Origin of the sequence: Bradyrhizobium sp. ORS 375 (assembly GCF_000239775.1) — a bacterium.
Lineage (GTDB): Bacteria > Pseudomonadota > Alphaproteobacteria > Rhizobiales > Xanthobacteraceae > Bradyrhizobium.
In genome coordinates this window covers 22,275-35,561 of record NZ_CAFI01000297.1, presented here as the reverse complement: position 1 = coordinate 35,561, position 13,287 = coordinate 22,275, and the positions used below count along the sequence as shown (strand labels likewise).

The 13,287-nt window shown below is 62.0% G+C and carries 20 protein-coding genes; 11 read left to right on the top strand and 9 right to left on the bottom strand.

What is annotated here, in order from left to right; genetic code table 11:
• Positions 1–69: 69 nt before the first annotated feature.
• From BRAO375_RS21690 to BRAO375_RS21635, 11 genes are all read left to right on the top strand, one after another.
• Entirely contained in the window at positions 70–459 is a 390-nt protein-coding gene (locus BRAO375_RS21690; RefSeq protein ID WP_009029583.1) for a hypothetical protein, read from the top strand.
• A 14-nt stretch (positions 460–473) separates the two neighbouring features.
• Positions 474–764 (top strand): hypothetical protein, encoded by a 291-nt coding sequence (locus BRAO375_RS21685; protein WP_009029582.1) that lies wholly within the window; start codon positions 474–476, stop codon positions 762–764.
• Positions 765–824: 60 nt separating this feature from the next.
• Positions 825–1,193, top strand: a complete 369-nt coding sequence (locus BRAO375_RS21680) for a hypothetical protein (protein WP_009029581.1) — start codon at positions 825–827, stop codon at positions 1,191–1,193.
• A 10-nt stretch (positions 1,194–1,203) separates the two neighbouring features.
• A complete protein-coding gene (locus BRAO375_RS21675) occupies positions 1,204–2,049 on the top strand; it encodes a hypothetical protein (protein WP_009029580.1) in 846 nt (281 codons plus the stop codon).
• Positions 2,046–2,327, top strand: a complete 282-nt coding sequence (locus BRAO375_RS21670) for a hypothetical protein (protein WP_009029579.1) — start codon at positions 2,046–2,048, stop codon at positions 2,325–2,327. Before BRAO375_RS21675 ends, BRAO375_RS21670 begins: the two co-directional genes overlap by 4 nt.
• Positions 2,324–2,578 (top strand): hypothetical protein, encoded by a 255-nt coding sequence (locus BRAO375_RS37565; RefSeq protein ID WP_009029578.1) that lies wholly within the window; start codon positions 2,324–2,326, stop codon positions 2,576–2,578. The genes BRAO375_RS21670 and BRAO375_RS37565 overlap by 4 nt, the downstream gene beginning before the upstream one ends.
• Complete coding sequence (locus BRAO375_RS21660) at positions 2,568–2,804, top strand: hypothetical protein (protein ID WP_009029577.1); 237 nt, start codon at positions 2,568–2,570, stop codon at positions 2,802–2,804. Before BRAO375_RS37565 ends, BRAO375_RS21660 begins: the two co-directional genes overlap by 11 nt.
• Positions 2,804–3,205 (top strand): hypothetical protein, encoded by a 402-nt coding sequence (locus BRAO375_RS21655; protein WP_009029576.1) that lies wholly within the window; start codon positions 2,804–2,806, stop codon positions 3,203–3,205. The genes BRAO375_RS21660 and BRAO375_RS21655 overlap by 1 nt, the downstream gene beginning before the upstream one ends.
• Before the next feature lie 220 nt (positions 3,206–3,425).
• Positions 3,426–3,770: an HNH endonuclease signature motif containing protein gene (locus tag BRAO375_RS21645; protein ID WP_035641592.1), complete on the top strand. Its 345-nt coding sequence runs from the start codon at positions 3,426–3,428 to the stop codon at positions 3,768–3,770.
• 13 nt (positions 3,771–3,783) lie between these two features.
• On the top strand, positions 3,784–4,200 hold the full coding sequence (locus BRAO375_RS35725; protein ID WP_009029573.1) for a lytic transglycosylase domain-containing protein: 417 nt from the start codon (positions 3,784–3,786) through the stop codon (positions 4,198–4,200).
• A gap of 192 nt (positions 4,201–4,392) precedes the next feature.
• Positions 4,393–4,761 (top strand): hypothetical protein, encoded by a 369-nt coding sequence (locus BRAO375_RS21635; protein ID WP_035641591.1) that lies wholly within the window; start codon positions 4,393–4,395, stop codon positions 4,759–4,761.
• Positions 4,762–4,821: 60 nt separating this feature from the next.
• Here the strand turns inward: BRAO375_RS21635 and BRAO375_RS21630 are convergent, their stop codons facing one another.
• From BRAO375_RS21630 to BRAO375_RS35720, 9 genes are all read right to left on the bottom strand, one after another.
• A complete protein-coding gene (locus BRAO375_RS21630; protein ID WP_009029571.1) occupies positions 4,822–5,370 on the bottom strand; it encodes a hypothetical protein in 549 nt (182 codons plus the stop codon).
• Between the two features lie 97 nt (positions 5,371–5,467).
• Positions 5,468–7,984 (bottom strand): bifunctional DNA primase/polymerase, encoded by a 2,517-nt coding sequence (locus BRAO375_RS21625; protein WP_009029570.1) that lies wholly within the window; start codon positions 7,982–7,984, stop codon positions 5,468–5,470.
• A gap of 12 nt (positions 7,985–7,996) precedes the next feature.
• Positions 7,997–8,356 (bottom strand): DUF6511 domain-containing protein, encoded by a 360-nt coding sequence (locus BRAO375_RS21620; RefSeq protein WP_035641588.1) that lies wholly within the window; start codon positions 8,354–8,356, stop codon positions 7,997–7,999.
• Positions 8,343–8,603, bottom strand: coding sequence for a hypothetical protein (locus BRAO375_RS21615; protein WP_009029568.1), 261 nt, complete (start codon positions 8,601–8,603; stop codon positions 8,343–8,345). Before BRAO375_RS21615 ends, BRAO375_RS21620 begins: the two co-directional genes overlap by 14 nt.
• Before the next feature lie 9 nt (positions 8,604–8,612).
• Positions 8,613–10,562, bottom strand: a complete 1,950-nt coding sequence (locus BRAO375_RS21610; RefSeq protein WP_009029567.1) for a DEAD/DEAH box helicase — start codon at positions 10,560–10,562, stop codon at positions 8,613–8,615.
• Positions 10,562–11,197 carry an MT-A70 family methyltransferase gene (locus BRAO375_RS21605; RefSeq protein ID WP_009029566.1) on the bottom strand — a complete coding sequence of 212 codons (636 nt, stop codon included), beginning with the start codon at positions 11,195–11,197 and terminating at the stop codon, positions 10,562–10,564. Before BRAO375_RS21605 ends, BRAO375_RS21610 begins: the two co-directional genes overlap by 1 nt.
• Positions 11,194–11,451, bottom strand: coding sequence for a hypothetical protein (locus tag BRAO375_RS21600; RefSeq protein WP_139031439.1), 258 nt, complete (start codon positions 11,449–11,451; stop codon positions 11,194–11,196). Before BRAO375_RS21600 ends, BRAO375_RS21605 begins: the two co-directional genes overlap by 4 nt.
• Positions 11,452–11,456: 5 nt before the next feature.
• Positions 11,457–12,578: a hypothetical protein gene (locus BRAO375_RS21595; RefSeq protein ID WP_009029564.1), complete on the bottom strand. Its 1,122-nt coding sequence runs from the start codon at positions 12,576–12,578 to the stop codon at positions 11,457–11,459.
• Between the two features lie 111 nt (positions 12,579–12,689).
• Positions 12,690–13,271: a DUF669 domain-containing protein gene (locus BRAO375_RS35720; RefSeq protein WP_009029563.1), complete on the bottom strand. Its 582-nt coding sequence runs from the start codon at positions 13,269–13,271 to the stop codon at positions 12,690–12,692.
• Between the last annotated feature and the right edge of the window lie 16 nt (positions 13,272–13,287).

Below are 13,287 nucleotides of genomic sequence, written 5' to 3'. Positions count from 1 at the left end.
TCGGGAAACACCATCCGCAAATCGCTGATCTGGAAAGCGCCCTTCGGGGCGAACGGGAGAGCTTTGCCTATGTCTCAGAACTATCCGAAGTCGCCGGGATCGAAGGGCGGTGGGGCCTCGAAGGACGCCGCCGAGCAGATCGTGACGCGGGCCTCGAAGCTGCGTTCGGCGATCACCGCCCTCATGGCGAACGGCTACCGGCTGACCGCTGACGAGATCGCCACCCAGCTTCGAGAGAGCGTTCTGGCGATCCGTCCCCGCGTCTCGGAACTCGTCAAGACCGGCACGCTGATCAAGCTGAAGGACCGCCGCAAGAACGTGAGCGGCATGACGGCTCACGTCCTTCGCCACAAGGACAGCCTCACCGCCGTCGATCTCCCCCAGCCCACCACCACTGCAAAGCCGCGTCGCTCCGCGCCGCCAGCAATGCACACCGACCAAAACGCCCTATTCGGCTGAAGGGAGCGCAGACGATGACCGAGACCACGACCGCCTTCCTGCTCACCCACAACGAAATGATGCTCACGCGCCGCGCGCTCGGGCTCGAACACGGCAACTCCGTCAACCGCAACCACGTCGCCTGCCACGCCACCGGCAGCGACATCGAGGTTGCCGGACGCCTCGAAGGCAAGGGCTACATGGTTCGCGATCCCTCGCGTGACTACGGCTCCATGCGCGTCTTCTGCGTCACCGCCGCCGGTGCCAAGGCGCTCGGCAAACGGCTCCCCGCCGCCTTCGTCTTCACCCCCGCCATCGCCGCCTGAGCCCTCCCCAACCTGCAAGCGATCCTTGCAGGTTCATCCCCTCACGAAAGTCACACCTCCATGTTTCGTCTCTACGCATCGATCGTCTTCGCCGGTGTCGGCATCTCGACCACCATCGACTCCGCGCTCTTCGGTAGCGCTCCGCTCGCCGTGCTGTTCGGCGTTCTGACCGTGTCGCTGCTCTTCTTCGGTTGGTTCGATCTGAAGGAAAAGACCGCCACCAAGGCGGACAACGACATCCTGCGCTCCAACATCGACGTGCTGATCGAGACCGGCGCGCGCAACGCCCAAGACGCAGTGTTCTACAGGGCCGGTCTCGTTGCTGTCCGCGATGCGATCGATGCAGGCCGCTTCGAGACGGCCCGCGAAGTCGCTCACGACGCCGTCGCCGACTTCCTCACCGACACCAGCCTCGCAGCCTCTAACTGAAAGCCTGATCATGACCACCAGCGAACGCGCTTTGCGCATCCCGACCCACTACGTCGCGATCAACCCCAATTACAAGTCGGGCATCCCCGACGCGCTGATCGAGGCGGTCGCGAAGCTGATCGGAGACGAGATCGCCAAGCACGCCCCCGCCCCCTACTGCCTCAATACCGTGGCGCGCCAGTTGGCAACCCGCTTCTTCGTGTCCTTCCGCATCGACGACGAAGACGACGAAGCGCAGACGTATTACCGCGAGGGTCGCGACGCTGCGTGGTTTGAGAAGCTGAACGACGAAGACTTCGCCTACCGGCTCATGCGTGCATCGCACGATCTCGCCGACGCGAACATTGAAGCCGTCGAGTGCTGGATTCCGATCCAGGCCATCGTCAGCCTCGCCGCCGATCGCATGCGCAAGCTGATCGATGCCAAGGCCGTCGCCATCGGCGAGCCCGTGCCTGAGCGCGGCGTCGACACCGCGAGCGAGACCGAGCTGCGCGAGCTGTTCGGATGGGAGAGCGACGAACCCTTCCCGCAGACTATTGAAGTCTGCGACGGCAAGTGGGTCCGTGACGGCGAGCGCTATCGCTTCGTCACCGCTGACGAGATGCCCGAACCCGGCCTGCTCGCGCGGGCTCAGTCGTTCGTCGATCGTACCTACGTGCAACAGGCCGATGCCCGGCAGAAGTCATTGGGCCTCGCCTACATCACCGCGGAACGCTCCGATCTGGCCCGCGAGATCGCTGCGTTCACTGAGCGCGCACAGAACGACCGCATCGCTGAACTCGAAGCAGCGCTCGCCGACAGTCAGAAGCGCCTCACCGCCTTGCGCGCTGCCTACCTTGTGGACGGTGGGTCATGAGGCTGTACCTGACCGAACTCGACGTGCTCGCGGCCCTTTCCAGGGTCGCGGTGCCGAAGTCGTTCCACGTCTACCGTGAAGTCGAGCGCATGTGGGAAGTGCGCGTCCGCGACGGCGGGATGCCGCCGACCGCCTATGTCATCGCCAACCGCCTTCAAACGATGGCCGACAAGGGATGGCTCACGCGCAGCGATAAGCGCGAGGGCAACAGCGGCTTTACGTGGCAATTCACCGAGGCGGGCCACTCGGCGCTCGCCGCAGCACAGGCGGCAGCATGAGGACGCTCGTCAAGATGCGCGTCTCTCAGGCCGCGTTCTCAGAGATCGCCGAAGAGTTTCGCAAGCATGGCTATGACCACGTCTTCATGACGGGCGGTCAGATCAACATGGATGGGATCGCGCTCGAACGTGATCCTGACCGCGCCCTTCCACCGAGCGTCGTCGAGATCGATGCAAACGATCTCGATCACGACGCCTTCCGCCGCATCTATGGACTGGATCACCTGGGGACTAACGACCATGAAACTTGAGAACTTCCACGCCGTCGCTGAGCTGATGAAGGAGCGCGACTACCTGATCTCGTTGAAGACTAAGGCAGGTCTAGGCCACACGATCAGGCTCGGGGGGACCGACGTGCGCCCCGACATTTGCGCGAAGATGCGGCCCGAGATGTTGTTGATTCTGGAACAGCAGATCGCCGTCGTCGATCAGAAGCTCTTCGCCCTTGGCGTCACTACCAAAAAGGACGCCGCGTAATGACATCGCCTGTCCGAATTATCCTGATCGATCCGTTTCGCTGCGTCGTCGAGCACGTTGACCTGATCCTCGACCACTATCTCGACTTCTACTCAGCGCTCTCGCACGAAACCATGCCGGTGACGTGCCTGTCCGAACTGAGATTGCGGGTGCTGGCGGGCCATGACCTGATGATGATCGACGACGAAGGCAAGCTGAAGAACCCGAGGCGTGGCTTCCGTATCGCTGGCCTCCACGACGCCATCGCGGGCAAGGCACTGATCATCGGCGGCGATGACGAAAAGGGAAATACCGGCCCGGCAGTGACCGACTTAGCATTCATCAAGTTGCTCACGATGTTCGTCGAGGCGGACGGTCCCTTCTGGAAGCGGGCTTCCACGCCGTGGAGCGAAGCGCAATGACCGCCGCTCGCATCATGACCAACGTGGCAGTGAAGATCGTCAACCGCGTTCGCGCAGATGGAGCCCCCTTCTGCGAACTACTTCACACCTGGGTCGAGGGAGGGCAGCCGCGCGCTGCCCTTTCTCGCATGCCTTGGCGTATCGACGACACTCCCGCAAGCCGGGCTTTTCAGATCGAGGCGTTCAAGACGCGGCAGGCGCGCGCTTAAGGGCGATTGGAATGAGCACGCGCAGGGAGAAGATTCGCGAGAAGGTGATGTCTCGCGTCGAGATCGTCGAAGGGCCTCTCGACACCCCGTGCCACTTGTGGACGGGACCAACGTCGGGAAGCAAGGGAAGGGGGAAGGACTACGCACGCATGTCTCTCGATGGCGGCACCATGGCCGTTCACATCGTAATGTACGTGCTCGAACATGGTCCGATCCCCCCTCGCAAGCAACTCGATCACCGCTGCCGGGCGCGCCGATGCGTCAACCCGGATCACCTGGAGATGGTGACGCACAAAGAGAACATGCGTCGCCGAGATGAGGCCAAGCGCTTCGAGTGTGAAGCCGTAGCGGCCTAATAGGAGACAGAACATGAAACGCCTCATCAGCGCGGTCGCAGTCGCGGCCGTGATGGGAACCGCCATGCCCGCCTTCGGGTCCAATCTCGGAACCATGGTCGATGCTGCGGCGGACGCCCAGGGAGTTCCGCGTGCCCTCGCCCATGCCGTGGTCAAGGTCGAGAGCAACTACAACTGCCACCTTCGCGGCAGCGCAGGCGAGCGCGGCATCATGCAGGTCAAGCCGACCACGGCGCGCGAGATCGGCATCACCGGGAACCTGTACGATTGTTCAACCGGCCTGCGCGCGGGGATGCTCTACCTGCGCATCGCGATCTCGAAGGGCGGCGCTGATTGCGCAGGCGTGAGCCTCTATCAGCGCGGCATTTATGCACGTCCGTCATGCACGGCCTACGGCCGCAAGGTCATGCGTGGGGCGACTGCGCACTAAGCGCTTTCAGAATTAATCTTCGTGTCGGGTACGCCACAGAATTTTCGGGGTATGTACCTTTTGACATTGACGGATGATCCGTCGCCTGCCTAATTACCTCCAGACACGGCGCAAACGCCGTGCCTTGGGGTCGGGGACGAAACTCAAGGCGCAAAGTCCGGAACAGTTGCGGTAACAAGGGAAAATAAAATCGTGATCAATAGGGGTGACGCACTCGCGCTTGCCGTGGCGCTGGGTGTTGGGGAAGAAGTGACTCTTGGGCCAAGTGACAGCGAAATGTGCGCGAAGGCCCTGACGTTCTACGCGAACTCACAAGTTCGCTCGAAGGCTTTGAGCATGATGCGGACCCCCGCCCTGATCATCGCGATCCTGATCGGGCTCAGCGGTTCCACAGCGATCATCACTCGCGCCAACGGCGACATCTCCATGAGCGACGGCGCAATCGCCATCGACCATTTCGCCGAAGCCATGAAGCACCGCGTCGCTCCCGTAGCTCACTCGACGCCCGAGTCCATCGCGATACAGAGCTTCGTCGCAGCGCTCGGGCGCGACGATAGCTGATCGTCACCTCGCCACCTCAGACGACAAAGCCCGCTTCGCAGCGGGCATTTTTCTATCTCGTTACGCTGCCCTCTTTTTTCGAGGGGGCGGAGGCTTGGGGGCGCTTTCTTTTCTGAAGGCAAGAATACTGATCACCACAGCCAACACGCTAATCGCGAGGCTGGCCACCGAGACCCAAAACGAGCGATTCTTATCCTCAACTTCGAACGTCGCCTTTCGCCTGTCAATTTCGAGATCGACGAATGGTCGAACGCCATTGCTCTCCAAAATTCCACAGTTGACGAGACCCAAGGTACAAATGTCAGGAGCGACCTTGAGGCCATACAGCTTTTCCAGAGGAACGGTCCTGAGCTGCCCTAAGACCCCATCTGTGGACGATTGAAGCAGCACGACCTTTGCTTTCGCGTCCACGGGAGCCGTCGTCTTTGCGGCATTCTCCTCCGCAGTCTTCTCTATCGCCTTCGCAGTGTCTCGCTGCGCTTTCTCTATAGCTTCAAGAGCCCTAGGATTGATGCTACCTGCCACAATATCAAAAACACTGGCAGCATAGGTTGACTGCCCCAAAGTTAGCAGCATGCAAGCTGCCACAATAGCGTTGACCCTTCTCAACGATCCCTCTCCGAAAGCTAGACCAAAGCATGGGAACTTTTACTCCGGATTCCAGCCTTCGAGAAGGTGCATCGTTAAAGCTATGAATCCTAAGCGTTCATTGTACGGCAAACCACCGATGCGACGGACGGCCGCCGGTGGGCGTCGAGGCGAACCGCTGCTCGATCTGCTTCGACTCGAGAAGCTGCTGGGTGATGTCGTTCAGCCGCCTCAGATCGAACTCGCCGTTGACCATCTTCTTCAGGACCGAGCTGGTCACGCCAGCCGACCCGGCTTCCTTGATCCAGCGGCGGACCTTCAGGTACTCGGCCTGCTTATCGTTGAGAGCCAGCCGGTCGCTGACTTCGACGATGCAGGACCGAGTCGAGAGGTCCATCAGCTTCGCCGCCCAATCAACCAGATCGCGCGTGAGGACCGGCCGGATGGGGTCGATGCCAATGGCGACGATATGGGCCACGCGCAGGGCAACTTCCATCGAGCGGGTCCACAGGGCCGCCAGATCGGGCGAGCACGCCTCGCCGCGCCGCTTGAAGGCCGTGCGCAACTCCATCCACCGTTCCTTAGCGCCGGCGCCCCAATCGGCCACGCGGGGCCGAAGGATCGGCCTGGACGACGAATCGCCCAAGTTGCCCGCCCCGTTGTGGGTGATGATCGCCCGGCAATCCTCGATCAGCTTCGTCGGCGGTTCGAGGGTCATCGTCGGCTCTACGCCATCAACGGGATCGCCGATGATGGTCAGCACAAGCCAGCGCGGCAGGAAGCCGTCCGAGATGCCCTTGCCGGACATCGCGGGCCAGAAGTCGTGAGGGGTGCTGGTTCCGTAGATCGAGAAGTTCGGGTTGTAGATCGGCGTCGCGCTTTCGGCCGCCGACGCAGTTCCCTTGTAGAGCGAATCGGCCGACGTGAAGAACTGCATGAGCATCTGACGGATACTCGACTGATGCGTCCCGGCGCGCCGGTCCATGATCTTCGCGATGAAGCCGCCGAACTCGTCCATCATCGACAACTGCGACGGGTTGTGCTCGATCGTCTTGCGGAGCGCCGAGTCGGACAGGAAGCCTTCCGGCCCAATGTAGCGATCGAGACCGGCTTCCACCGCCAGCCGGGACAACGCCTTGCGGGGGTGGTCCTTGCCATATCCAGAAGGCGCTAGGGCGACGATGTAGAGGTTGGTGCGCAGGTTGGTGGGTCCGGCGTGGTGACGCCCGGCGAGCGTCCCCACGAAGCCCAGAGCAGGCCCCAGGGCCAACGGCCGCGAAGGGCTCGACGTTGACGCCGTGATCCAATCCATGATGTCCCCGACCAACCCCGGCGGATGGCACAGGGCTTCCAATTCCGCCATCGTGGGCGCGGTCTCGGGATGGTCGGCAGCATTGGAAGGATCTGCGACGGGCTCACCAGCGGGCTCCGCAGCGGCCTTGGCGGGGGTGCTCTTGACCTTCGCAAGAGCCGCGACCTGATGCGGCTGCGGCGGGGCGGTCTTCACCCAGGGCGTAAGCCCGGCCGACATCTGGCGCTCGACCCAGGACGGTCCGGCCAGGTCGGGCGTGGACAGCAAGATCGGCTGCCCCTCGCGCTCCGCGTCTTTGGCCGCGTCGCGGGCTGCGGCTGCCGCCATCTGCTCGGCTTCCTTCCGGCGCGAGCGCAGGTCGATCTCGACACCGAAGTTGTAGCCAAGCTGCTCGCCAAGCCACTGAACGGCGGCGTCACGCTGGGGCTCGCCAAGCTCCATCGCCTTCATGACGACGTTGATCGGCGTGAAGGTCTCCATGGTGCCGAAGTCCTGAATGCCGCTCGGATCGAACGACAGGTTGGGGTGGCGCTTCGCCATGGGACGGCCCGAGCCGGATGACCGCCACGGCGCGACGGCCCGATACTTCGCCCCGAGCCAGCGGCCCTTCGGCAGCGCCAGCTTCGGCACCCAGGCATGGAGGTTCGAGAGCGCGTCTTCGTTCAGCCGCCGGAAGAAGTCGGTCGAATGAATCTGGCTGACATCGGGGATGTCGGTCGGCGGCTCATAGCGCCGCTCCGTCACCGGGTCATAGCCATACGCCTTCAGGACTTCGCCGATGCGTTCGGCGATGTCGTCAGGAAGCTCCGTGAGTTGGTCGAGGCGCACGTCGAGCAGCGTGTCGTCCGTCCACCAATAGTAGGGCTCCCCGGTCTCGGGATGGATCGAGGGCGGCAACACGGTCTGCTTCCCTTCGGCGAGCAGATCGACAAGGCCGATGCGGTCCGGCGTGCGAAAGTTGCGCGACCTGATCTGATCGGTGTTGCCGCGATAGAAGAGCGAGATGCCCTTGCGACCTTTCTTCTGCACATTCGAAGGTGGCAGCATGGCGAGCATCGCATCCATCGCGGGCTCAAAGTCGATGTCGATGCAGATCAAGCCAAGGCCACACGCCACGCCCACACCGGCGTTCGGCCATTTCGACCAATAGTTGACCTGCAACTGACTCGGCCGCGTGGTGCAGAAGTCGTTCCAGCCCTTGTAGGCGCGCCAGCTATCGTCGGCGTACTGCCCCGGCAACTTGCTGTTCGGCATGATCGGCAACGGGTTGTAGCCGTTCTCGAACAGGCCCGGTCCGGTTTGGGCGAAGGGTGACTCGGTCATCGTCTGGCGTCCTTAGAAGGGAGCAATGGCGTTGGTCACGCGCTTACGCATGTTGTCGCCGTATGAGTTCAGGATGGTGGTGAGGAAGTTCGTCCATTCCTTCTCGGACAATTCGGACAGATTGAATTTGCCCAACCGTTCGAGGTACGCACCGGCATCAGCGCCAGCGTCCTGAAGTGCGAGCGCTTCGGTGGCGCTCAGCGTCTTTGGCATCATGTGAAAGATTCCCCTTCCGAGTGAGATACATTGCGGCTCTTCGCAGAGCCAAAGGACCGGCTGCCGTCCCTTGGTGCCGGGCGGCATATAGCCAATGCCGGTTGCCTCGCGGCGGCAGACGCCGCAGCACACCGGCTCTTTGTCAAACACGCGCATTGTCGTTGCTCGCTAGTCGTTGGCGGATCGCCCGCTTGATCTGCGACACGCAGTTGTCGGCAGATCGGCAGTCGCTTGCGCTCGACGGGAAGAAGAACTTGACGCTCTTCCCCTCGCCGAGTTGGACGACAAGATACGGATGCTTTCCAGCTTGGAACGGCTCGAAGGGGTAGCCGTGTTGGTTGAGGTAGTCGCTCAGCTTCTTGAACGACTCGTTGCGACGAAGCTTCTTGTGAAAGTTCCCCACGATGCGCGCTCAGAACGGAATGTCGTCGTCGAGATCAAGATCGCGCTTGTCCCAAGGCGCGAGGCTCGTCTTGGGCAACGGCGGCGTGATCTGTGCATTCCACGGAGCAGTGGCCCGAACCGTCGCCGCCGGTTTGACGTGCCCAGGCATCACGGCGCGCGAGTTGTCGTTCGCGACCGGAGCGGTCTGCCACGGCTTGCGCGCTGCCACCGCCGCACGATGTTCGGCCGCACGTTCCGGCTTCCCGTTCAGTTGGTAATTGAGCGCAATCATCTCGTCACGCGGAGGCATGACCGAGTCCGACGATTTGGACTCGCCTTCAGGCGCAATCTCGCCCAGCTTCCGCGCGACGATCTCCCAATGCTTGCCGTTCGCCTTGATCATGATCTCGTTCGTCTCGCGGCATTCCTTGGCGCGATCGAACGTCTCTTGGATCGAGAACGGAGCGTTGTCGTTGCCCGTGTGCTGCCGCCACCACTTCTCGAACTTCACGCGAGCGAAGCCCTGATGCTCAGGGCAAATCCATTCCTTGTGAGAGACCGAGCCACATAGGTACTCGACGCGGATGCTCGGAGTGCCACCCGGCTTGTCATGGCGGAAGAACGTGCGGCGCTTTACCGGCACCCAATCGGGCTTCGACGTTGACATGATCGGCGTCACGTCTGCGGTTTGCTTGATGTTCTTCTCGGGGTCGCGCTCGAACTTGTGACCGCAGTCGGGGCACTCGCTGAGACCTGCGAAGATCAGCGAGTGGCATTGCGGGCATTCCTTCACCGGGGCCTCGCCAGCGCCCTTCCCCGGCTTCTTGATCTGCACACAGTCGATTGGCCCGTGCCTTCGGACGTTGCCGCCGAAGTCGAGAACGAGGCAGTCTTCCTTACCGTTGCGGATGGACTCTTCGATCGTGTCGCCCAGGAGGCGCGTGCCGCGCCCGCACATCTGGACATAGAGCTGCGTGCTATCCGTGGCCCGCAACAGCGCGATCAGGTCGATGCGCTTAATGTTGGTCCCGGTCGTGAGCACACCGAAGTTCGTGACGGACGTGAGCTTCCCGGCCTTTAAAGCTTCAAGGATATCGGTGCGCTCACCCTTGTCGGTGCCGCCGTGGATCGTCTCAGAAGAGTAGCCGCGCGCGCGAATGGCATCGCGAACATGCAGTGCGTGTTCCACGCCAGCGCAGAACAAGAGCCATGATTTCCGCGGCCTCTCGTTGCTTGACGCGAAGCCAATGATCTCATCGACCGCAGCCTCCGTAACCTCGCTCTTGTCGAAGACCGCCTTCAACGACTTGTCCGTGAACTCGCCACCGGCGCGACGCAGCTTGCTCAGATCGACCATCGTCTTCGCGGTGGCCGTCGCTTTCGAGACCAACGGGCAGAGGAAGCCCTTCTCGATTAGCTCGCGGATCGAGATTTCGTACACGATGGCGTCGAACATCGCGTCGTCGCCGTCCGTCAGCATGCCTGAGTTGGTGCGATACGGAGTTGCGGTCAGGCCCAGGATCAACAGCCTGGGATTGATCCGCTTCAACGCCGCGATGAATTTGCCGTACATGGTCTCCGCGTCGGGCGGCAGCATGTGGGCTTCGTCGATGATCAGAAGGTCAACGTGGCCGATACGATCGGCGTGCCGCCACATAGTTTGGATGCCGCCGAAGATGATCTGCGAATGAGCATCCCTTCGACGGAGGCCAGCCGAGAAGATGCCCGCTGGGGCGAACGGCCAAAGGCCCATCAACTCGGCGTAGTTCTGCTCGATCAACTCGGAGACGTGCGTCGCCATGACGATGCGGGTCTGCGGCTCGAACCCGATCATCTCCTCTGTGATGGTGCCGAGCACTGGCGACTTTCCACCGCCGGTCGGGATCACAATCAAGGGATTTCCATCCGGCTTCTTCGTCCAATAGTCATAGACAGCATTGATCGCGTCGCGCTGATAGTAGCGAAGCTGGAACGCCATCACATAGCTCCCGCAAAAAGTGAGTTGTCGTTGGCTGCTCGGGCCGGATGACCCGGAAGGTGAAAGAGGTTCGGGACGCCGCCGGTCTTGCCGACTTCGTTGCCCCATTGGTGCCAGCCGTGCCGGGCGTGACGTGCGAACAGTTCGAGGTAGGGACCGTCGAGCAGCCGTTCGATCCTGTTGTAAGCGTCGAGCGGCTTCGCAGAGTGCTCGCCCCGAGGCGCGAGGATCGTGCGCTCATTGGGGTCGAGGTCGAGGATCAGGCGCTCGACGCCCTTCCCCTTGCGCTGCGGTTTTCCGCGCGTGCCGAACAGACAAATCTCGGGATTGGCGCGCGTCCAATAGCCCATGCCCATATGCGGACGCAGAGCCCTGCCGACCTTGACGTAGTAGAACAGCACGGTCTTGTAATCGAAGCCCCACGCCTTGAGGACTTCGATGCCCTTGTCGATCATCGTGTCGATGACCCACAGACCGCACGCCGCGTCATCAGGGACGATCTGCCGGACAGGCAGCGCCATAATGTCTTCGAGCGACATGCAATCATAGTGCTCTTCAGGCGAGCGCTCTTTGCCTTCTTCGGACCACGTCTCGAATGTCCACGCCGGATCGGCGTAGAAGAACTGCGGCGTCATTGCAGAACCTCAGTCAGATCGGGCTCATGGTCCGTGAAGCCGGGTGCGTCCTGCGACGATGCGTCGATGAAGAACACCCTGGGGGTGGAGCCCGGCTGATAGATGCGGCGATGGTGGCAATCGCAGTAAGAGCGCTCGGTATCGGTCGTCTCGCCGCAAACGAGGCCATCCATGCCGGACTGCCCCGGCAGGAAGAACTTGCACTGCTCGGTAGTCGACTCGATGAAGCGAACAGCTTTCGGATAGTAGGACATGCGCGTCATTCCCCTTGTGAGGCGTAGTGATCGGTAAGTTTGATGAAGTCCTCGAAGCTGATCTCTTCGCAGAGCCCGCCATCGAAGCCGCCCTCACGGGGGTCCGGCTCGCCGGGCAACGTGAAGAACACGGAGCCGCTTTCGGCATGATGGAAGTAAGTGCGCTGCGGCTCGGGCTTCACGCCGTCACGCCATTCGCGCCCATCGTGCAGCGTGTAGAGCGCCCATTCCTCTTCATCGCTCGCGTCGATCAGTTCGCCGGGAACGAGCGACGGCAGGAAGAGATGCGCAGGACAGGCTTGCTTCTGCTCAGCGAGCGAGAGCGGCTTGTTCCAGCGCGCGCAGGACCACGCCGCGTCGCCGAACATCTCGGGGGTTGCGTGAATGCAGGTCCGGCAGGACAGCCGAGCAAACGAGTGCTCATGGCAGATCGCCAGATGATTGCACATGGTACGGCACTTGAACGCCATCTTGGCGTTCGGGTCCTTGTGCAGCGGCGGCGGCGGGTTCGCGTACTTGACGATCCGCTCAGCGCGAGCGAGCAACCGGATCGCTTCCGCGTGGTCGGTCTCGATGCGTTCGCTGTAGACTTCGCCAGTGTTCTTGTTACGGCAGATGTAAAGGCCGCGCTCGAAGCCGAAGAGATGGCAATAGGTGTTCAACTGAACCCAATGGGTGAAGTAGCCTTCGCGGACGCCCACCTTCTTCACCTTGTCCCAATAGGTATCCTTCATCGACTTGGCTTCGACGACGTGCCAGGTCTTCGGTGCTTCGGGCAGGCCGAGCACCTTGCCGTCCGTCTTGCCGCGCACATGACCCGCAATCGCGGTCGCGCGATATTGCTTGCCGCGTTCATCGGCTTCGTCCACTTCGCAGCCGATCATGCGCAGCGCGTTCAGCAGCCGCGTCTCTTCGATCTCGCCGGTCTCAAACGTGATCGCCTTCAGACCGTCGATGACTTCCGGTTTGGACGCCCAGCGGAAGCTGTACCAAAGCGCGCGCTCGCACTCTTCGCCGAGAACCGAGATCGAGATGCCGAGCGAGTCCCACGCTTGGGCGCGCGACTTCGCGTAAGCCTCATAGATCGCTTCGGTGGTGGCGCTAAATGGACGCGGCAACGGAGCCATCAGGCAAGCCTCTATCGTTCGCGCCGAAGCGCGTTGTGCAGACTGAATTGTCAGGGGGGATGGAGAAGACCGCCGGGACCGAGGTCCCGGCAGCAAGTCAGGGAGGAAGTGTTAGCCGCTGCGCTGCCACGGCATCTGACGGCCGCCGCCGCTCGGGGCGGGAGCCGGGGACGCGGTCTGCTTCGGCGTCGTCGCCGGGGTGGTCGCGGCGTTCGTGGTCTGCTTGGTGTTGTCGTTCGCGGCAGCCTTGCTCGGCGGCGGCTCGTTTGCGTTGCCCGCGTGGATGAACTTCTTCACTACCATGCGTTCCTTGTCGTTCTGGTTGCGATCCTTGTAGGTCTCGACATCCAGATCGGCGTAGAACGGCTGGAAGAGAAGCTGATCGGTGTCCGACAGATTGGCCTTGCCGATGCCGGTCGCTTCGGCGAGCGCCGCCAACTGAGCCTGACCGATCTTCTGCGCGGTCGGGTTCGTGTGGGTGACGTTGATGTTGCCGAAGACCTTGACGCCCGCGAACTCGCCCTCCACCACTTCGGCCTTGTATTCGAAGAGATCGCCGGTGCGCTTCGAGTTCTGCTTCACCTCGCCTTCAATGATGTTGAGCAGGTAGCGGTCGCGCGGGATGATTTGCCCGCCGCCGCCTTCTGCGTCCTTCTCGTTAACGTCGGCGAGGCTCACGTTCAGTTGTGCCATGATTATCTCCTATGGC

What these genes read in the sequence shown, in the direction of transcription:
- BRAO375_RS21625 (WP_009029570.1), bottom strand. Translation starts at nt 7,984, where the DNA reads ATGACCGAGTCACCCTTCGCCCAAACCGGACCGGGCCTGTTCGAGAAC.
- BRAO375_RS21660 (WP_009029577.1), top strand. Translation starts at nt 2,568, where the DNA reads ATGAAACTTGAGAACTTCCACGCCGTCGCTGAGCTGATGAAGGAGCGC.
- BRAO375_RS21690 (WP_009029583.1), top strand. Translation starts at nt 70, where the DNA reads ATGTCTCAGAACTATCCGAAGTCGCCGGGATCGAAGGGCGGTGGGGCC.
- BRAO375_RS21680 (WP_009029581.1), top strand. Translation starts at nt 825, where the DNA reads ATGTTTCGTCTCTACGCATCGATCGTCTTCGCCGGTGTCGGCATCTCG.
- BRAO375_RS21605 (WP_009029566.1), bottom strand. Translation starts at nt 11,197, where the DNA reads ATGACGCCGCAGTTCTTCTACGCCGATCCGGCGTGGACATTCGAGACG.
- BRAO375_RS21685 (WP_009029582.1), top strand. Translation starts at nt 474, where the DNA reads ATGACCGAGACCACGACCGCCTTCCTGCTCACCCACAACGAAATGATG.
- BRAO375_RS21655 (WP_009029576.1), top strand. Translation starts at nt 2,804, where the DNA reads ATGACATCGCCTGTCCGAATTATCCTGATCGATCCGTTTCGCTGCGTC.
- BRAO375_RS21645 (WP_035641592.1), top strand. Translation starts at nt 3,426, where the DNA reads ATGAGCACGCGCAGGGAGAAGATTCGCGAGAAGGTGATGTCTCGCGTC.
- BRAO375_RS21670 (WP_009029579.1), top strand. Translation starts at nt 2,046, where the DNA reads ATGAGGCTGTACCTGACCGAACTCGACGTGCTCGCGGCCCTTTCCAGG.
- BRAO375_RS21600 (WP_139031439.1), bottom strand. Translation starts at nt 11,451, where the DNA reads ATGTCCTACTATCCGAAAGCTGTTCGCTTCATCGAGTCGACTACCGAG.
- BRAO375_RS35725 (WP_009029573.1), top strand. Translation starts at nt 3,784, where the DNA reads ATGAAACGCCTCATCAGCGCGGTCGCAGTCGCGGCCGTGATGGGAACC.
- BRAO375_RS21595 (WP_009029564.1), bottom strand. Translation starts at nt 12,578, where the DNA reads ATGGCTCCGTTGCCGCGTCCATTTAGCGCCACCACCGAAGCGATCTAT.
- BRAO375_RS21620 (WP_035641588.1), bottom strand. Translation starts at nt 8,356, where the DNA reads ATGCGCGTGTTTGACAAAGAGCCGGTGTGCTGCGGCGTCTGCCGCCGC.
- BRAO375_RS21675 (WP_009029580.1), top strand. Translation starts at nt 1,204, where the DNA reads ATGACCACCAGCGAACGCGCTTTGCGCATCCCGACCCACTACGTCGCG.
- BRAO375_RS35720 (WP_009029563.1), bottom strand. Translation starts at nt 13,271, where the DNA reads ATGGCACAACTGAACGTGAGCCTCGCCGACGTTAACGAGAAGGACGCA.
- BRAO375_RS37565 (WP_009029578.1), top strand. Translation starts at nt 2,324, where the DNA reads ATGAGGACGCTCGTCAAGATGCGCGTCTCTCAGGCCGCGTTCTCAGAG.
- BRAO375_RS21610 (WP_009029567.1), bottom strand. Translation starts at nt 10,562, where the DNA reads ATGGCGTTCCAGCTTCGCTACTATCAGCGCGACGCGATCAATGCTGTC.